Raw genomic sequence first — 17,459 nt, forward strand, 5'->3', positions numbered from 1 at the left:
ATTTATATACTGCTGATACTTATCAGATTGTTAGCAGCATTAGAAAAAGAGCCAGAATAAATTTTTTAAAGGAGAATCTAAAAATGGAAAAAAGTAAGTTGTTTGAGAAGATTAGTGGTTCTTTAATAGAGATGGAAGAAGATAAAGTTGTTGAACTATGTAAAAAGTCATTGGAGTTAAATATACCAGTTTATGAGACAATAACAAGTGGTCTAATAGCTGGAATGGATGAGGTTGGCAGATTATATGAAGAAGAAGAATATTTTCTGCCAGAAGTTCTTATCTGTTCTGATGCAATGAAAGCTGGATTGGATGTAGTAAAACCTTATTTAAAAGCAGACGATATGGGAAAACCAATTAAGGTAGTTATTGGAGTTGTAGAAGGAGATACCCATGATATAGGCAAAAATTTAGTAGGAATAATGATGGAAACATCAGGTATTGAAGTCTATGATTTAGGAAGAGATGTACCATTGGATAAGTTTGTAAAAAAGGCAGAAGAGGTTGAAGCAGATATCATTGGTATGTCAACCTTAATGACTACAACAATGGATGGCATGAGAACTGTAATTGAAAAATTAGAAGCCGAAAACATTAGAAATAAATATAAAGTATTAATTGGTGGCGGGCCAATTTCACAAAAATTTGCAGATATGATAGGTGCTGATTTATATACAAAAGATGCTAATTCAGCAGTTAGAGAAATAAAAAAAATAGTCTGGGGGTGATTGGATTGGAAAGAAGAGCGGATTTACTAACCCCGAAAGAGAGGGTGGGGGCATTTTTGTCTGGTGAAGCAGTAGATAGGATAATTACGATGCCTATAGTAACTGCTAATACAGTTCATTTGATTGGAAAGACAGTCAAAGAATTTCAACTAGATGGTGAGGTAATGGCTAAAGCACATATGGCTGCTTTTGAAAAGTTTGGTTATGATTTGGTTTATTTATTTACTAACTGTTCTTATGTAGCTGAAGCAATGGGCCAAAAGCTTGTGTACTCTATAGATGAGCCAGCAAATTGTGATGATCCAATTATTAAGTCAAGAGCTGACTTAGATAAAGTTAAAGTTGCTACTAAAGATGATGGGCAACTGCCTGTCTATTATGATGCTTTAGAAATTTTAAATCAGGAGTTAGCAGACCAAGTTTTTTTGTCAGTCTGTTTTTCAGGTCCCTTAACAACTGCTGCAACATTAAGGGGAACAGAAAGATTTGTGCGGGATACCTATAAAGATCCTGACTTATGTCACAAATTATTACGGTTAGCTACTGATAGTTGTAAGAATTTTATTAAAGAGATAGTAAGCTATGAGGCAATGCCAATTATTTTAGAACCTATTGCTTCAGGAAGCTTGTTTAGTCCTAAGATGTTTAAAGAATTTGCTTTTCCTTACAATAAAGAATTAGTCGATTTAGCTCATGAACTAGGAGCATTGATCCCTTTTCATATTTGTGGTAAGACACATAAAATTGTTGATCTAATGGCTGATACTGGGGCAGATGTAATTAGTATAGATCAATGTGATTTAGAGATTGCTAGAGAGAAGGTTGGGGGACGAGCAGTTGTATTAGGTAATATTAACCCTGCTGATGAATTATTATTTGGTCCAGTAGAACGGATTTATAAAGTTTGTAAGGAAGCTATAGATAAGATGGAAGGATATACTCCTGGTTTCTTCTTGTCAACGGGATGTGAAACTTCTAATGAGGTACCTATGGAACATATTGAAGCTTTTATGGATGCAGCTAGAAGTTATGGTACTTATGACTACTAAATTTAGGGGGTGTTTAGATTGAACCAAAAAGAAAGACTGCTGAAAGTTTTAGCTCGAAAAGAAGTAGATCGACCTCCTGTAATCTGTCCGGGTGGAATGATGAATGCAGCTGTTAGTGAAATTGTTACAGACCTGGAAAAGAACCATAATGCAGACAAAAAAACTATGGTTCAAATTGCAAAAAAAGTTTATGAGCTAACAGGTTTTGAAAACTATGGGGTACCTTTTTGTATGACAGTTGAATGTGAACCCTGTGGTGTAAAAGTTAATTTAGGAAATAAAAATATTGAACCACGAGTAACAGAATATAATAAAAATCAGATTGAAGATATTATGAAGAAGAAGATTAATCCTAAGCAGGAGAAAAGAATGTCTGTTGTTCTGGAAGCCATTAATAAACTTAAGAATGATAATATACCTGTAATTGGTAATTTAACTGGTCATATTAGTACAGCAACTTCAATTATTGACCCACTTCAGTCTTTTAAGATGTTACATAAAAATCCTGAAAAAATATATAACTTTTTTAAGTACGTTAATAATTATTTAATTGATTATGCTTTAGAGATGGTTAAAGCAGGGGCAGATGTAATTGCTATTTCTGACCCCAGTGCAACTGGTGAAATCTTAGGTGCTAAGAATTTTGAGAAGTTTGCTGTTCCTTTTTATAAGAAAATAGTAGAAAAACTTCATGAAGTAGATGTACCTGTAATTATTCATATTTGTGGAAATACAAAGGTGATTATAGATAGCTTGAATTTAATAGATACTAATGCCTTAAGTTTTGATTCTGTTGTTAATATAGAGTTTGCTAAATCCAGGCTTAAGACAAATGTGATGGGTAATGTAAATACCCAATTACTCCATAGAGGAAGAAAAGATAAGATAATAGCTGCTACAAAAAATTGTATCAATAAAGGTGTTGATATAGTTGCTCCAGCTTGTGGCCTAAGCATGGCCACTCAAATAGATAAGCTGAAGATAATGACTGATTTTGTTAGGGAGGGAGCTTATAGGTAAATGCTTGATGTAACTTTTAAGAATAATGACCTAACAGTTGAAGTGGAAGCAGGAACTAAATTAGCAGAGTGTATTAGAAAAGCAGGATTAAGTATTGAAACTCCCTGTAATGGAATGGGGAAGTGTGGGAAATGTCAGGTAAAGGTTATAGGGGAGGTATCTAATCCTAGTTTTGAAGAAGAGAAATTTATTATTGGTAAAGAGGGAGTTAGATTAGCCTGTTTAGCACGCGCCACTGGACCAGTAGAGATTGAGCTATTAGCAAGTCAGAATAAATTACAGTCTATAGATAAACAATATTTTATAGATACAGAAGTTAATAGTGAAGTAAAAAAGGTTTCATTGCCAATAATAGATCAAGATAGTGGTAGGCCTTATTTAGAAGAACTTAATTATCAACTTGCATCTATAGAGTTATATACTAAATTAGGAAAGTTAGAAAGAGATAAAATATCTGATTTAACTGGAATTTTATATAATGATGAAATAATAGATTTAAATCAAGGAGATATTTTAGGATTGGCGCTTGATATAGGAACAACAGGATTGACTGTTTATCTAGTTGATTTAGAGACGGGAGTTATTTTAAATAAAATTTCCGATTTAAATCCACAAACAGAATTTGGAGGAGATGTACTCTCCAGAATAAGCTATTGTATTAATCAGGAAACTGGAGCAGCTGACTTAAAAGATATGACATTGACTAAGATTAACCAGATTATAGATGAACTAGTAACTGATGAATATAATAAGGATAATATCTATCGCCTAATAGTTGCAGGAAATACCACTATGCTTCATCTTTTTCTGGGGGTTAACCCCGCTTCAATAGCTAGATCCCCTTATCGTCCTATTTTTTTAGAGAAACTGGACTTTAAGGCCAAAGAATTAGGAATAAAAATTAATAAAAATGCTGAAGTAAGTTTATTACCTTCCGTTTCTGGTTATGTAGGTGCTGATATAATAGCTGGAGTTGTAGCAACAGAATTTGATAGCCGAAAAACTCCTACAATTTTTATCGATATTGGAACTAATGGTGAGATAGTTGTAATTTCTGATGATAAAATGGCTGCTACATCTACGGCAGCAGGACCGGCTTTAGAAGGGATGAACATTGCCTGTGGCTGTCGAGCAGAAGTGGGGGCAATAGAAGCTTTTAGTATCGATGACAATTTTAATATTTCTTATAAAACAATTGCCAATAAGAAAGCTAAAGGAATTTGTGGTAGTGGATTAATTGATATTACAGCTAATTTAGTGAACAGAAAGATTATATTAAAGAATGGTAGATTCAATAAAAATTTAAACAAAAAATTAAAAGCTCGTCTTAGGGACAAAAAATTTTACATAACTGAGGATATCTATATTTCTCAAAAGGATATTCGGCAGATTCAATTAGCTAAAGGAGCCATAGCTACAGGTGTAAAAATGTTATTAGAAGAGATAGGAATCTCTATTGTTAATGTCAAAGAGGTTATCATTGCAGGAAGTTTTGGTTATCATATCAATCCTGAAAGTATTAAAGAAGTAGGATTCATTCCGGAAGGATTTAGTGGGGAAATAACTTTTGTTGGTAATTCATCTGCTCAAGGAGCCAGGCAGGCTTTAGTTAATACCAATGTTTTAGATAAAATGGTTGAACTAAGAAAAAAGATAATGGTGTTAGAATTATCAAGGAAAGAAGACTTTCAAGATTATTTTATTAAAGAATTAAACTTTTAAGAGGGGATATAAATGATAAAAATAGATGTTATATCAGGATTTTTAGGGGCAGGTAAAACAACATTTGTAAAACGACTCTTGAAAGCGTATCAAAAAGAGAATGTAGTCTTAATTGAAAATGAATTTGGAGAGATAGGCATTGATGGTGAGTTAATTGAAAGAGAGGGCTTTGATGTTTTTGAGATATCAACTGGTTGTATCTGTTGTATAATGCAGGATGATTTTATAGAAATGTTAGAGAAAGTAATTGTAGAATTTAATCCAGAACGAATTATTGTTGAACCTACGGGGATAAGTATTACCAGTGAGATAATAGATATCTTAAACCAACCCAAATTTATTGACAAATGTACTATCAATACATTAATTACTATAGTTGATAGCTTAAATTATTTAGAGCAACGTGAAGCTTTTGGTGAGTTTTTTGAAGATCAGATAATAAATGCAACTACATTAATTTTAAGTAAGACTCAGCTTGTCAATCAAGAAAGAAGAGCTAAAACAATTACTTCTTTACGAAAGCTAAATGATGAGGTAGAGCTATTAACTAAAAGTTGGGATAAATTATCTTTAAATGATATTAAAGGACTATTAGATGATAAACCAATAATGGATCTTGAAGATATATTTCATACAGAATATAAACCTTGTAGCGAGGATGATCTTGATACCTTTGCTATAGAAACTTCTAATCAGTATAGTCGAGAAGAATTAAATTATATTTTGGTTCAATTAGATAACCCTCTTTATGGGCGAGTATTGCGGGGTAAGGGTTTTTTATCAGGGTTTAAAAGGAATTTAGAATTTAGTTATACAAATGGTGGCTATAATATTGACAGCAGCAAATCTGATTTAAGCGGTAGAGTATGCTTAATAGGTAAGGATTTAGATGAGGCTAAGATTAAAGAGCTCTTTAGAGTTCAAGATGGAGGAGTAGTAGATTGGTTGCAATTTTAATTGATAGCATTAAAGATGTAAGAAAAGTTATACCATTAGTTTTTTTAATATTTTTAGCTGTTGATTATCTAATGCTTAAGTTTAATCAGAATAATAAACTTTTTGTTAAGCTTGCTAACTATGATGTCTTAGGTGGAGGGTTGTTAGGTATACTTCCTCAATGTGCAATCCCTGTTGCTTTTGCTCGACTTTTTAGTAATGGTTATATAACTTTAGGGATGATGCTAGCAATCTTTATTTCTAGTTCTGATGAAGCTTTAGTAATTATTGGATCTCATCCTGATAAAATAGGGTTTATAGCTAAATTAGTCTTAATTAAAATATTACTTGGTGTCAGTATTGGATATCTAGTTAATCTTTTTACAAGTGGTAAAAAAATTAATAATTATATTAAAGATGATTCAAATTTAACCTGTTCGGGCTGTATAAATCATAAAAATATAATTGTTAAGAATATAATTTATACCTTAAAGATCTCTATTTTTTTAGTTGCAGCAGTCTTTTTGTTTAATCTTACTCTAAAGAGTATTGGTAAAGATGCTATTAGTGTGATATTAGGCAAGAATACTTTTTTACAACCTATCTATGCAGTCTTAATAGGTATGTTACCAAGTTGTATGTCATCTGTGATTTTGGCTGAAGGTTTTATTAAAGGAGTAGTTGGATTTGGGGCTTTATTAGCTGGATTATCTGCTAATACTGGTTATGGAATCTTAATCATCTTGAAGGAATTACCATTTAAAAAAGCAGTTAAAGTAATTTCCTTATTATTAGGATTTAGTCTGTTAATTGGAGAAACTATTTATATTTTTGGAGGTTGATATTATGAAGCCAACCGTAAATTTTAAATGTACAGGTGATAATTTAGAAAAGATACCACAGGATATTATAGATAATACTGGTCTAAGTTTTCCTAAAGCTCATGCCAATAAAAAGGATATAGCTATTTTAGCTAAAGCATTAAAGGAAGATAAGAATGATAAAATTTGTAGAGTCCCCTTTTGTGTAACAGTAGAGGCTGAAGCTTTAGGAGCAGATATCAAGCTTGGTGATAATAAGAGGGGGCCAAGGGTTAATAATTATCTATTTAGTAGTGTTGAAGATTTAGTTGATATTGAAGAATTAGATCTAACTAAAGGTAGAATAAGGGAGGTTTTAGATGCAGTTGAAACTTTAAATAAAGAAGGTGAGCTAGTTGCATTAAGTGTAGAAGGACCTTTTACGATCGTATCCTCTTTAATCGATCCAATGGACTTTTATAGAGGGATTAGAAAAAATAAGGAAGTAGTCAATCAATTTATGGAAGTAATTGAAGATAACATTGTAAAATATATTTTAACAGGAATTAATAAAGGGGCTAAGATAATTTCTTATGCTGATCCAGTCGGGGCAATAGATATTGTTGGCCCAAAAATATATAAAGATTTAAGTGGTCAGATTACTTATAATGTATTGAAGAAAGTTGAAGATAGGTTAGATGGAACGATAGTTCATTTGTGTGCTAAAACATCAATTGCATTTGAAGATTTAGGATTTATTAAGTCGGTTCCAAGAAAAATTAAAGCGGGTATTAGTTATGGAGAAGCAATATCTAAATTATTAAAGAATCATAAAGATATAAAATTTATAGGACACAAATGTATTAAAATGACACCAATGAAGAAAGAAAGAGATTTTATCTGGGTATTAGAGCTGGATAATAATTTTTGAATTTAAAAACTTAAGAAGTGATTAAAGCAAAAGAGTTAGATAAAAAATGTATTGATTGACCTGAATCTGTTGTGATGAAAAAAAGTTTAGAAGCTGAGACAAAATATTTAAAGATACTTATTTGAGGAGGAAAATAAATAATGAAGAGTATAGAAGAAATTTTCAATAATTTAGATGGAGAGTTAAAAGGACACGGTCCAGTTGCAATGAAAAATCTGGTAGAAAAAGAAGGCAAGAATGTTGTAGGTACCTATTGTGTTTTTACACCTTACGAGGTGATAAGTGCTGCTGATGCTGTTCCAGTGACATTATGCAGCACAAGCAATGACACTATTGATGAGGCAGAAAAAGATTTACCTAGAAATTTATGCCCCTTGATAAAATCAAGTTATGGATTTGCAATTACAGATAAATGTCCATATTTTCATTTTGCAGATATTATTGTTGGTGAAACAACCTGTGATGGCAAGAAAAAAATGTATGAATACTTAGATGAAGTCACTCCTGTTCATGTTATGCAGCTGCCTCAATCATCTCAGCGAGAAGCTGATTTTAATTTTTGGAAAAATGAAGTAGTATTATTAAAAGAAAGATTAGAAGAAAAATTTAAGACAGAAATTACTGAAGAGCGTTTAGAAAAAGAAATAAAAATCAAAAATGAGGAAAGAAATACTCTAAAAGAGTTTTATGAACTGGCAAAATTAAACCCTTCCCCAATTTATGGAACTGAAATTTTTAAAGTTATAAATAGATCCAATTATACATTTGATAAAGAAATAGCCAATCAGAGAACCATGAAAATAACTGAAGAAGTATTAGCTAAGTACAATCAAGGAGAAAAAAGAATTAGCAAAGATGCACCGCGGATTTTAGTTACTGGCTGTCCAATGGGGGCTGCTACTTTGAAAGTTATTGAGGCAATTGAAAATAATGGTGGTTCTGTAGTCTGTCTGGAAAACTGTACTGGCTTAAAACCAAATGAGGAGACTGTAGATCAGGATAAAAATCCAATTGATGCAATTGCAGAAAAATATTTAAATACTCCCTGTTCCTGTATGAGTCCTAATGATAATCGGGTTGAACTAATAAACAGATTAGTAGAAGAATATCAGGTTGATGGAGTTGTAGATATGATTTTGCAGGCCTGTCATACTTATAATGTTGAGACAAAAAGAATTAAAGACGAACTAAAAGAATCTAATACTCCTTACATCAATATTGAAACAGATTATTCGCAGTCAGATAAGGGACAATTAGGAACTCGCTTAACTGCATTTTTAGAAATGCTGTAAAGGAGCTATAAAATGTATTATATTGGTATTGATATTGGTTCAGTTGGCTGTAAAGGAGTTCTTTTTAAAAATCAAATTGTAGATAAGAAAGTATTACCTACTGGCTGGAATCCTCAAAAAAGTGGGGAACAGACACTCAATTACTTATTAGAGGCTAATAATTTAAAAGCTAAAGATATAAAAGGAGTTGTAGCCACTGGCTATGGCCGGGTTTCTCAGCGATTTGCTGATAAAACTGTGACAGAAATAACCTGTCACGGTAAAGGCGGTTATTATCTTAACAGAGAGATTAGAACAATCATTGATATAGGTGGTCAAGATAGTAAAGTAATATCTTTAAATGATGCTGGTGATGTCATTGATTTCGTGATGAATGATAAATGTGCTGCTGGAACAGGAAAATTTTTGGAGATGACAATTAATTCTCTAGAAGAACAAATTGATAACCTGGATAATTTAGTAAAAGATGACAAAAAAGCTAAGATTAGCAGTATGTGTGCTGTTTTTGCCGAGTCAGAAATCATTTCTCTGTTAGCTGATGGAGTCAGCAAAAGCGAAATAGCTGGGGGGATTATTGACTCGATTATAGATAGAATTAATATTTTGCTAAGTAAAATTACTTTTCAGGAAAAAGTTCTTTTCACAGGTGGTCTGGCACAGAGTGAAGTTATCAAAAATGAGTTAAGTAAAAAGCTGCAAACAGAAGTCTTCAGTTATTCGAATTCTCAGTTTGCTGGTGCTATTGGAGCGGCTTTGATCTCAAAAGATATGTTATAATAAGTAATTGTAGGGCCTTTATTTTGTGAATTATCAAAATTATATGTAGTATTTAAGAATATTAATATAACAAAGGAGCTATCATCTTGAAAGAATATAATCTATTGTTTACTTTTTATTCAACTCATCTGGCTTTAAAGTTTGAAAGAGAGTTGAAAAACAATGAAATAAATATAAAAGTTACTCCAGTTCCCAGACAGATCAGTTCTTCCTGTGGTTTATCTGGAAGAATTAATACTCAAGACTTTGAAAAGGTAAAAAAGGTATGTAGTGAAAATGATATAGAATATGAGGATATATACCAAATTAATGGGAAGGATTTTAAAAGAATTTCTAAATAATTAATTTAAATGGGTTTAGAATATAGAGAATAAAACTTTAAATCATAACATAATTTATTTAAAAATTGGAGGAATTGATAATGAAAGAAATTGATGCTAAAGGTTTAGCCTGTCCTAAACCAGTTGTACTTGCTAAGAAAGCTATAACTTCTAATCGAGAAGTATTAGTAATTGTTGATAATCAGACTGCTGCTTCAAATTTAACTAAATTAGGAAATAAAATGGGAGCTGAAGTTTCAGTTGTAGAAGAATCGGAAACTGAATTTAGAGTCATGTTTAAAAAATCAAAAAGTAGTGATAGTGAAAATGAGGGTACTAATTCTAAAAATAATGGGGCTAAAATTTACTTAATTCCAACAGATACTATGGGAGATGGAGAACGAGAATTGGGTCAAATCTTAATTAAAGGCTTTATTTCTACTATTAAAGAGTTAGATCCTCTGCCTAAAAGAATTATTTTTCTAAATTCTGGAGTTAAATTAGCTGTCAAAAAAGATGTTATTTCTTATTTAAAAGAGCTTGAGGATAAAGGAGTTGAAATACTTCTCTGTGGAACCTGTATTGACTATTATGGTCTGCAGGAAGAAGTAGAAGTTGGAGAAATAAGTAATATGTTTGAGATCGCTGATAACCTTAATCGTGAGCAGGTTGTGCGAATTTGATTTTAAAAAAACTCTAAACTTTTAAAAAATAATTAAATTAAAGAATAGAAAGTTGGTGATTTTATGTCTCAAATTAAATTAACTGATTACAGTAAAACTTCTGGTTGAGCAGCCAAGATGGGCCCAAAGGCTCTGGCGCAGGTTCTGCGTCATGTTAATTTTCCTGCTGATTCGGAGAAATTGTTGATCGGGCTGGATAAGGCCGATGATGCTGCTGTATATAGTTTAACTGAAGAATTAGCTTTGATCCAGACTCTTGATTTTTTTACTCCCATTGTAGATGATCCCTATTTATTCGGTCAGATTGCTGCTGCTAATGCTTTAAGTGATGTCTATGCAATGGGAGGACAGCCGATTTTAGCAATGAACATTGCAGGTTTTCCTTCCTGTCTGGAAGAGGAAATTTTGTCTCAGATTTTGCAGGGAGGTGCCGATAAAGTAAAAGAAGCTGGAGCCAGCCTCTGTGGCGGCCATACGGTGGTAGATGAAGAACCTAAATATGGTCTTTCTGTTACTGGAATAGTTGATCCAGATGATCTGCTCAGCAATTCTGGAATTAAGGAGGGTGACCTCATTCTTTTAACCAAACCACTGGGAACAGGTGTCATGGTGTCGGCGATTAAAGGTGGATTTACCAGTGGTGATCAGAGCAATCCGGCAGTAAACTCAATGTTAACTTTAAATAATACTGCTTTAAAATATTTTGACCAGTATCAGATTAATGCCTGTACAGATGTAACAGGATTTGGTCTAATTGGTCATTTATTAGAAATGTCGGAAAACAGCAGTCTGCAAATCGAAATTGAAGCTCCAGAGATTCCAATTTTTGCAGGAGTAAGAGAATTCGCCGAATCAGGACTTTTACCTGCTGGTGCCTATAAAAATAGAGATAATTATCAGGGATTTGTCAGCGAAAGTGGACAGAGAGATCAAATACTCTATGACTTAATGTATGATCCACAGACTTCAGGTGGACTTTTAATTTCAGTGGCAGAAGAAGATGCAGCTGAGCTATTAATTGATCTTTATGCTGAAGAACTTGATGTTGCTGTAATCGCAAAAGCACAAAAAGGTAAAAAAGGAATTAAAATAAACTGGAAATAAATTAGTAATTATTTACCTCTTAAGTTAGAAAGATTAATTCTGATTTAAGAGGATTTATTTTTATAATAGAAAAAATTAATTGTTTAGTATTTAATAAAAAGTTCTCTTATTAAATTTAAATACAGAAAATTTCTAAAAAAGTAGTAAAAAAAATCACAATCATGATTGACATATAATCATGATTATGGTATTATAATATTGCGAAAATGATGAAAATAAAAATATAGGGAGGTGTTACTCATGTTAGAAGGTAAAAAGATTGCTATTTTAGGCGATCGTGATGGTATCCCTGGACCAGCTATTGAAGAATGTATTGAAACAACTGGTGCAGATGAAGTTGTATTTACTACAACTGAGTGCTTTGTCTGAACAAGCGCAGGAGCTATGGACCTGGAAAATCAGCAGAGAATAAAAGATCTTGCTGATAAGCACGGTGCGGAGAACCTTGTTGTTATCTTAGGTGGTGCAGAAGCAGAAGCTTCTGGATTAGCCTGTGAAACTGTAACAAATGGTGATCCAACCTTTGCAGGACCATTAGCAGGAGTTCCGTTGGGACTCGCGTGCTATCATGTCGTGGAGCCAGAAATCAAATCTGAAATTGATGATCAGGTTTATGATGATCAAATCAGTATGATGGAAATGGTATTAGATGTAGATGCTATTGTAGAAGAGGTAAAAACCTATCGCGAGAAGTATTCAGAATATAAGTAAAAGCATATTCTGGATAAGATTGTGAATTAATTACTAAGAAAGGGGTGGACCGCGGTGAAACTTGAACTCGGAAATTTTTATGTAAAAGATATTGAGTTCGGTGCCAAAACTGCTTTTGATGATGGAATACTGACTATCAATAAAGAAGAAGCATTAGAAGTGGTTTTTAAAGATAATCATATTACTGAGGCAGACTTGAGAATAGTTAAGCCTGGAGATATGGTTCGTCTGGTACCAGTTAAAGAAGCAATTGAACCCCGCTTCCGCGTAGGGGGAGGACCTGTTTTTCCTGGTGTAACTGGAAAACTCAGGCAGGCTGGTGAAGGTGAAACTCGCTGCTTGAAAGATATGAGTGTTTTAGTTGTAGGAAAACACTGGGGTGGTTTCCAGGACGGACTAATTGACATGGGAGGAGAAGGTGCAAAATATACACATTTTTCCTCTTTAAAAAATGTTGTTTTAGTTGCTGATACTGATGAAGAATTTGAGCAGCGAGAACAGCAGAAAAAAAATCATGCCTTGAGATGGGCCGGAATGAGACTTGCAGAATATTTAGGTGAAGCAGTTAAAGATTTAGAGCCAGAAGATACAGATACATATGAGCTGGAACCTTTAACAAAAAGATCTAAAGAGTTAGACGAACTTCCTTGCGTTGCAATTGTAATGCAGCCGCAATCTCAGATGGAAGAAAAAGGATATAATGATTTAAACTATGGTTGGGATACAAATAGAATGCTTCCAACTTTTATGCATCCTAATGAGATTCTGGATGGAGCAATGATTTCCGGCAGTTTTATGCCCTGTTCTTCAAAATGGGCTACTTATGATTTTCAGAATTTCCCATTGATTAGAAGACTTTATCAGGAACACGGGAAAACAGTTAATTTTGTTGGTGTGATTATGTCAAACTTAAATGTTGCGCTTGAGCAGAAAGAGCGTTCAGCACAATTTGTGGCTCAAATGGCCAAATCTCTTGGTGTTGATGCAGCAATAGTAACAGAAGAAGGATACGGAAATCCAGATGCTGATTACATTGGCTGTCTTGTAGCTTTAGAGGATGCTGGCGTAAAAACAGTTGGTGTCAGTAATGAAGCAACAGGAAGAGATGGTGGCTCACAGCCATTAGTAACTTTAGATCCAAAAGCAGATGCACTTGTTTCTACAGGAAATGTATCTGAACTAATTAAATTACCTCCTATGGATGAGGTAATTGGAGAATTAGAAGCACTTGCCAGAGATGGATTATCTGGAGGCTGGGAAGATGATGAAATTCTTGGTTCTTCAGTTAAAGAAGACGGTTCAATTATTATGGAAAATAATGCAATGTTCTGTGGAGATCGTATTGCTGGTTGGTCTCCAAAAACAATGAAAGAATTTTAAGCCGGGGAGGTGGAATTAATGAAAAAAGCAGTTGTATATTTAAACCAATTTTTTGGTCAGATAGGTGGAGAAGATGTTGCAGATCATGCTCCTGAAATAAGAGAAGAAAAAGTCGGAGCAGCAATGCTTTATGATCAGTTGCTTGATGCAGAAGTTACTCATACTGTAATCTGTGGAGATAACTTTATGGGAAGTAATACTGAGGAAGCTGTAGAAATTATTCTTGACTTTTTAAAAGATGTGGATTTTGATATCTTCTTTGCTGGACCTGCTTTTCAGGCTGGACGTTATGGTATGGCCTGTGGTGAAATTGGTAAAGCAGTAAAAGAAGAGTTTGATGTACCTGTAATTTCATCAATGAATATTGAGAACCCCGGTGTTGAAGTCTTTAAGAAGGATATTTATATCTTCCCGGGTGGACATAGTGCTGCAAAAATGAGAGATGATGTTAAAAAAATAACCGACTTTGGAAATAAGATTCTGAATGGAGAAAAATTATTACCTGCAGAAGAGGAAGGTTATTATAAACGTGGTATTAGACATCAATATTTCTTAGAAGATGAGACTCCAGCATATGAGAGAGCAATTGATATGCTGTTGAAAAAGATTAATGGTGAAGAATTTGAAAGTGAACTACCCATACCTGAATTAGATCTGGTAGAAATTGCTCCAGCAATCGAAGATTTAAGTGAAACAACTATTGCTTTAGTGACTTCAGGTGGTATTGTACCTGTTGATAATCCAGATAAAATACAGTCTGCCTCTGCTACAAGATGGGGTAAATATGATATTAGTGGTATGGATAGATTAGAAAATAGAGACTCTAATAATTTTAAAACTATTCACGCTGGTTATGACCCTGCTGCAGCTGATGCTGATCCTAATGTAGTGGTTCCTGTTGATGCAATGCGTAAATATGAAGAAGAGGGTAGAATAGGTAAATTACATGACTACTTCTATTCGACAGTAGGAACTGGTACTACTCAGAAAGAGGCTGCCAGAATGGGTAAGGAAATAGCTCAAGAATTACAGGATGCCAATGTTCAGGCAGTTATTTTAACATCCACTTGAGGTACCTGTACACGTTGCGGTGCAACAATGGTGAAAGAAATTGAAAAAGCTGGTTTTACAGTGGTTCAGATGGCAAACTTGATTCCTGTAGCAAAAACTGTTGGTGCTAATAGAATGGTTCCAACTATTTCTATCCCTTATCCATTAGGTGATCCTTCTACAAGTAAAGAAGAACAGTGGGAGTTAAGATATCACAGAGTTGGAGTAGCTTTAGACGCTCTAACAACTGAGATTGAAGAGCAAAAAGTCTTTGATGTAGAAATCTAAATATTGAGCCCTTACCCCTCCTTTACAGGTGGGGTAGGGGTCTTTAACTTAAATTTAAGTGAAAAATATAACAGATTTTAAGGGGTGAAGTAGATGGAAGAACGTAAAGACGCACATGGTAATATAATTAAGGAAAGAGGCAGAGAAGTATTTATGATTTCTCTGGTGGTGGTTTTTGCAATTGTTCTCTGGGGAATAGCAATGCCGGACAGCTTTAGTGGAGTTGCAAACAGTTTATTTAATTATCTGACTGATAATTTTGGTTGGCTCTATTTAATAACAATGACTCTCTTTGTAATATTTTGTATCTGGGCTGCTTTAAGTAAATATGGGAAAATTAGACTGGGTAAACCTGATGAAGAACCGGAATTTAGTACTATTTCCTGGTTTGCAATGTTATTTAGTGCAGGAATGGGAGTAGGTCTCGTATTCTGGGGAGTTGCAGAGCCTTTAAATCATTTTGTTAATCCTCTGGGTATGGAGGGTGGAACTGCGGCGGCTGCGGATTTTGCTTTAAAAACATCATTTTTACACTGGGGACTTCATCCCTGGTCTGCTTATGGAGTTTTGGCACTGGCTTTAGCCTATATGCAGTTTAGACATGATAAACCAGCACAAATAAGCAGTGTATTTATTCCGTTAATTGGAGAAGCAAAAGCCAGGGGAACAATCGGTAAAATTGTTGATATATTAGCAATTTTTGCAACAGTTGCTGGTGTAGCAACTTCGCTGGGAATGGCAACACTGCAGGTGACCAGTGGTTTCAATTTCTTATTTGGAGTTCCAGAAACTAATCTTGTACGTTTAATTGTTATTGGGGTCATTACATTATTGTTTATGATTTCGGCAATAACTGGTGTTGACAAAGGAATTAAATATTTATCTAATGCAAATATAACTCTCGCAGGAGTAATTATGGTTCTCTGCTTAATTATTGGTCCAACTATCTTAATTATCAATAACTTTACCAATACTTTTGGGCTTTATTTTTCAAATATAGTTCGCGATAGCTTTAAAATTGGTAAAGATAGCTGGTATGGAGCCTGGACCATATTTTACTGGGCCTGGTGGATAGCCTGGGCACCTTTTGTTGCCACTTTCATTGCCAGAATTTCTAGAGGTAGAACAATTAGAGAATTTATTGGTGGTGTATTATTTGCTCCAACACTTGCTTCTTTTGTCTGGTTCTCTATTTTAGGTACTATGGGGATTGAAACCGGAATGGGAGTTGCTGAAGATGCTATTGCTGTAACAGAGACTGCGTTTTTTGAAGTGATGCAGTATTATCCTGGTGGTGGTTTGATTTCCATTATTGCAGTAGTTCTTTTAATAACTTTCTTTATTACTTCCGCAGATTCGGCTACCTTTGTGCTGGGTATGTTATCTGATAAGGGTAATCAAAATCCCTCAGCAAAATTAAAGATAACCTGGGGAATAATTCAGTCAGGCCTTGCTATTGCACTGATGTTATCCGGAGGTTTAGGTATGCTGCAGACTGGTTCAATTGTAGCTGCTTTCCCCTTTGCTTTCATTATGCTTTTTGCCATGTTAGCTATGATCAAAGCCTTAAAAGCTGATGCAAAAGTAGAAGGTGTTGTTGATATTGATAAAGTAGCTGATGTTTCAGTAGACCACATGGAAGAAGAGGAATTAGCAGTAGCAGAAAAAGCCTAAATTAAAGTCAGCAATAAATAAGAAATAAAAAACCCCGGCATAATGCCGGGGGATTTTCCATTATTTTTGATGACAGCAGATTGCATTTTCTAAAATTGTTCGAATTTGGCTGCTGATAATTTCTAATGCCTGCTCACTGCTGTATTCAATTCTCTCATTAACCATTAAGGTTAACATACCGTGATAAATATAGGTAATCATATTATCCATCTGCCGAGCTTTCTTTTCCTGAAGAAAATTATTTTCGATTAAGGGTCTGGAAGCAATAGCAGCACGGTGAGATAGATCAGGATCTAAGAGCATAGGCAATAAATCAGTAGGTGGGGTGCCTAATTTTTCCGGAAAGAGCTCGAAATATTTTTTCATTAAAATTTCGGGATGTTCTCCAATATTATCTGAAAAAATTGCATAATAAATTTGGGGATTTTCGAAAGAATATTTACAGAAGCACTCCCACATTTTTATAAATTTCTCTATTTCATCTTCAGCATCTGCTATGTAATCCGGCATTGCCTGACTGTATTCACCCAGAAAATCAAGTGAGGCAAAAAATATCAGCTGGTTGCAGTTATCAAAATAGTTATAGATTGTAGCACTATTATAACCGGCTTTTTTAGCAACTCCGCGGATTGTTACTTTTTCAATGCCCTTTTCTTCAATTAAATCGCGAGCTGCTTCAATAAATATTTTGAGTATTCGTTTTTTCTTAATGTCTTTATTATCAAAGTCAATCATGATTATTACACATCCTTTAAAAATTTTAAAAGCTAAGTTATCTGTATTTATTAAGGATACAACAGCTTTAAAAAAAATGCAAGAATGCAGTACCATATATTTTTCAACAAAGATATTTCTAAATATAAGTTATAAACCCAAATATTTTTAAAATGTAAATTTACGATAACGTCAAATAAAATATGATAGTTACCATAAAATGTAAGTAAATAGTAATAGATCACCACTAATTTTAATTATAATAAAAATATTCAAAATG

17 protein-coding genes are annotated in these 17,459 nt (G+C 33.8%); 16 read left to right on the top strand and 1 reads right to left on the bottom strand.

Annotation, left to right across the window (positions count from 1 at the left end):
- Positions 1-83: 83 nt before the first annotated feature.
- The 16 genes from DFR79_RS07940 (at position 84) to DFR79_RS08015 (ending at position 16,465) form a co-directional block, all read left to right on the top strand.
- Positions 84-728, top strand: coding sequence for a corrinoid protein (locus DFR79_RS07940; RefSeq protein WP_133514976.1), 645 nt, complete (start codon positions 84-86; stop codon positions 726-728).
- A gap of 5 nt (positions 729-733) precedes the next feature.
- The gene (locus DFR79_RS07945) at positions 734-1,777 is read left to right on the top strand and encodes a uroporphyrinogen decarboxylase family protein (RefSeq protein ID WP_133514977.1); all 1,044 of its coding nucleotides are present in this window, start codon (positions 734-736) and stop codon (positions 1,775-1,777) included.
- 18 nt (positions 1,778-1,795) lie between these two features.
- Complete coding sequence (locus tag DFR79_RS07950; RefSeq protein ID WP_133514978.1) at positions 1,796-2,797, top strand: uroporphyrinogen decarboxylase family protein; 1,002 nt, start codon at positions 1,796-1,798, stop codon at positions 2,795-2,797.
- Positions 2,798-4,519, top strand: coding sequence for an ASKHA domain-containing protein (locus DFR79_RS07955; protein WP_133514979.1), 1,722 nt, complete (start codon positions 2,798-2,800; stop codon positions 4,517-4,519).
- Between the two features lie 12 nt (positions 4,520-4,531).
- Positions 4,532-5,476, top strand: coding sequence for a CobW family GTP-binding protein (locus DFR79_RS07960; RefSeq protein WP_133514980.1), 945 nt, complete (start codon positions 4,532-4,534; stop codon positions 5,474-5,476).
- The gene (locus tag DFR79_RS07965; RefSeq protein ID WP_133514981.1) at positions 5,461-6,297 is read left to right on the top strand and encodes a putative manganese transporter; all 837 of its coding nucleotides are present in this window, start codon (positions 5,461-5,463) and stop codon (positions 6,295-6,297) included. The genes DFR79_RS07960 and DFR79_RS07965 overlap by 16 nt, the downstream gene beginning before the upstream one ends.
- 4 nt (positions 6,298-6,301) lie before the next feature.
- On the top strand, positions 6,302-7,186 hold the full coding sequence (locus DFR79_RS07970) for a uroporphyrinogen decarboxylase family protein (protein ID WP_133514982.1): 885 nt from the start codon (positions 6,302-6,304) through the stop codon (positions 7,184-7,186).
- 140 nt (positions 7,187-7,326) lie between these two features.
- Positions 7,327-8,478 (top strand): double-cubane-cluster-containing anaerobic reductase, encoded by a 1,152-nt coding sequence (locus DFR79_RS07975; protein ID WP_133514983.1) that lies wholly within the window; start codon positions 7,327-7,329, stop codon positions 8,476-8,478.
- Between the two features lie 12 nt (positions 8,479-8,490).
- Positions 8,491-9,255: an acyl-CoA dehydratase activase gene (locus DFR79_RS07980; RefSeq protein ID WP_133514984.1), complete on the top strand. Its 765-nt coding sequence runs from the start codon at positions 8,491-8,493 to the stop codon at positions 9,253-9,255.
- A gap of 86 nt (positions 9,256-9,341) precedes the next feature.
- A complete protein-coding gene (locus DFR79_RS07985; protein ID WP_133514985.1) occupies positions 9,342-9,596 on the top strand; it encodes a DUF3343 domain-containing protein in 255 nt (84 codons plus the stop codon).
- 80 nt (positions 9,597-9,676) lie between these two features.
- Positions 9,677-10,258 carry a sulfurtransferase-like selenium metabolism protein YedF gene (gene yedF, locus DFR79_RS07990; protein ID WP_133514986.1) on the top strand — a complete coding sequence of 194 codons (582 nt, stop codon included), beginning with the start codon at positions 9,677-9,679 and terminating at the stop codon, positions 10,256-10,258.
- A gap of 63 nt (positions 10,259-10,321) precedes the next feature.
- Positions 10,322-11,362: a selenide, water dikinase SelD gene (selD, locus tag DFR79_RS07995; RefSeq protein ID WP_133514987.1), complete on the top strand. Its 1,041-nt coding sequence runs from the start codon at positions 10,322-10,324 to the stop codon at positions 11,360-11,362.
- Positions 11,363-11,602: 240 nt separating this feature from the next.
- Positions 11,603-12,073: a glycine/sarcosine/betaine reductase complex selenoprotein A gene (grdA, locus tag DFR79_RS08000; protein ID WP_111570994.1), complete on the top strand. Its 471-nt coding sequence runs from the start codon at positions 11,603-11,605 to the stop codon at positions 12,071-12,073.
- Positions 12,074-12,127: 54 nt separating this feature from the next.
- On the top strand, positions 12,128-13,453 hold the full coding sequence (locus DFR79_RS08005; RefSeq protein WP_133514988.1) for a glycine/sarcosine/betaine reductase component B subunit: 1,326 nt from the start codon (positions 12,128-12,130) through the stop codon (positions 13,451-13,453).
- Between the two features lie 18 nt (positions 13,454-13,471).
- Positions 13,472-14,791: a betaine reductase selenoprotein B gene (gene grdH, locus DFR79_RS08010; RefSeq protein ID WP_133514989.1), complete on the top strand. Its 1,320-nt coding sequence runs from the start codon at positions 13,472-13,474 to the stop codon at positions 14,789-14,791.
- 93 nt (positions 14,792-14,884) lie between these two features.
- Positions 14,885-16,465 (top strand): BCCT family transporter, encoded by a 1,581-nt coding sequence (locus tag DFR79_RS08015; protein ID WP_133514990.1) that lies wholly within the window; start codon positions 14,885-14,887, stop codon positions 16,463-16,465.
- Positions 16,466-16,525: 60 nt separating this feature from the next.
- On the opposite strand, the gene DFR79_RS08020 is transcribed toward DFR79_RS08015, so the two are convergent.
- The gene (locus DFR79_RS08020; RefSeq protein ID WP_133514991.1) at positions 16,526-17,200 is read right to left on the bottom strand and encodes a TetR/AcrR family transcriptional regulator; all 675 of its coding nucleotides are present in this window, start codon (positions 17,198-17,200) and stop codon (positions 16,526-16,528) included.
- Positions 17,201-17,459 lie beyond the last annotated feature (259 nt).

Origin of the sequence: Halanaerobium saccharolyticum, from assembly GCF_004362045.1 — a bacterium.
In the GTDB taxonomy this organism is placed as follows: Bacteria; Bacillota; Halanaerobiia; order Halanaerobiales; family Halanaerobiaceae; genus Halanaerobium; species Halanaerobium saccharolyticum_C.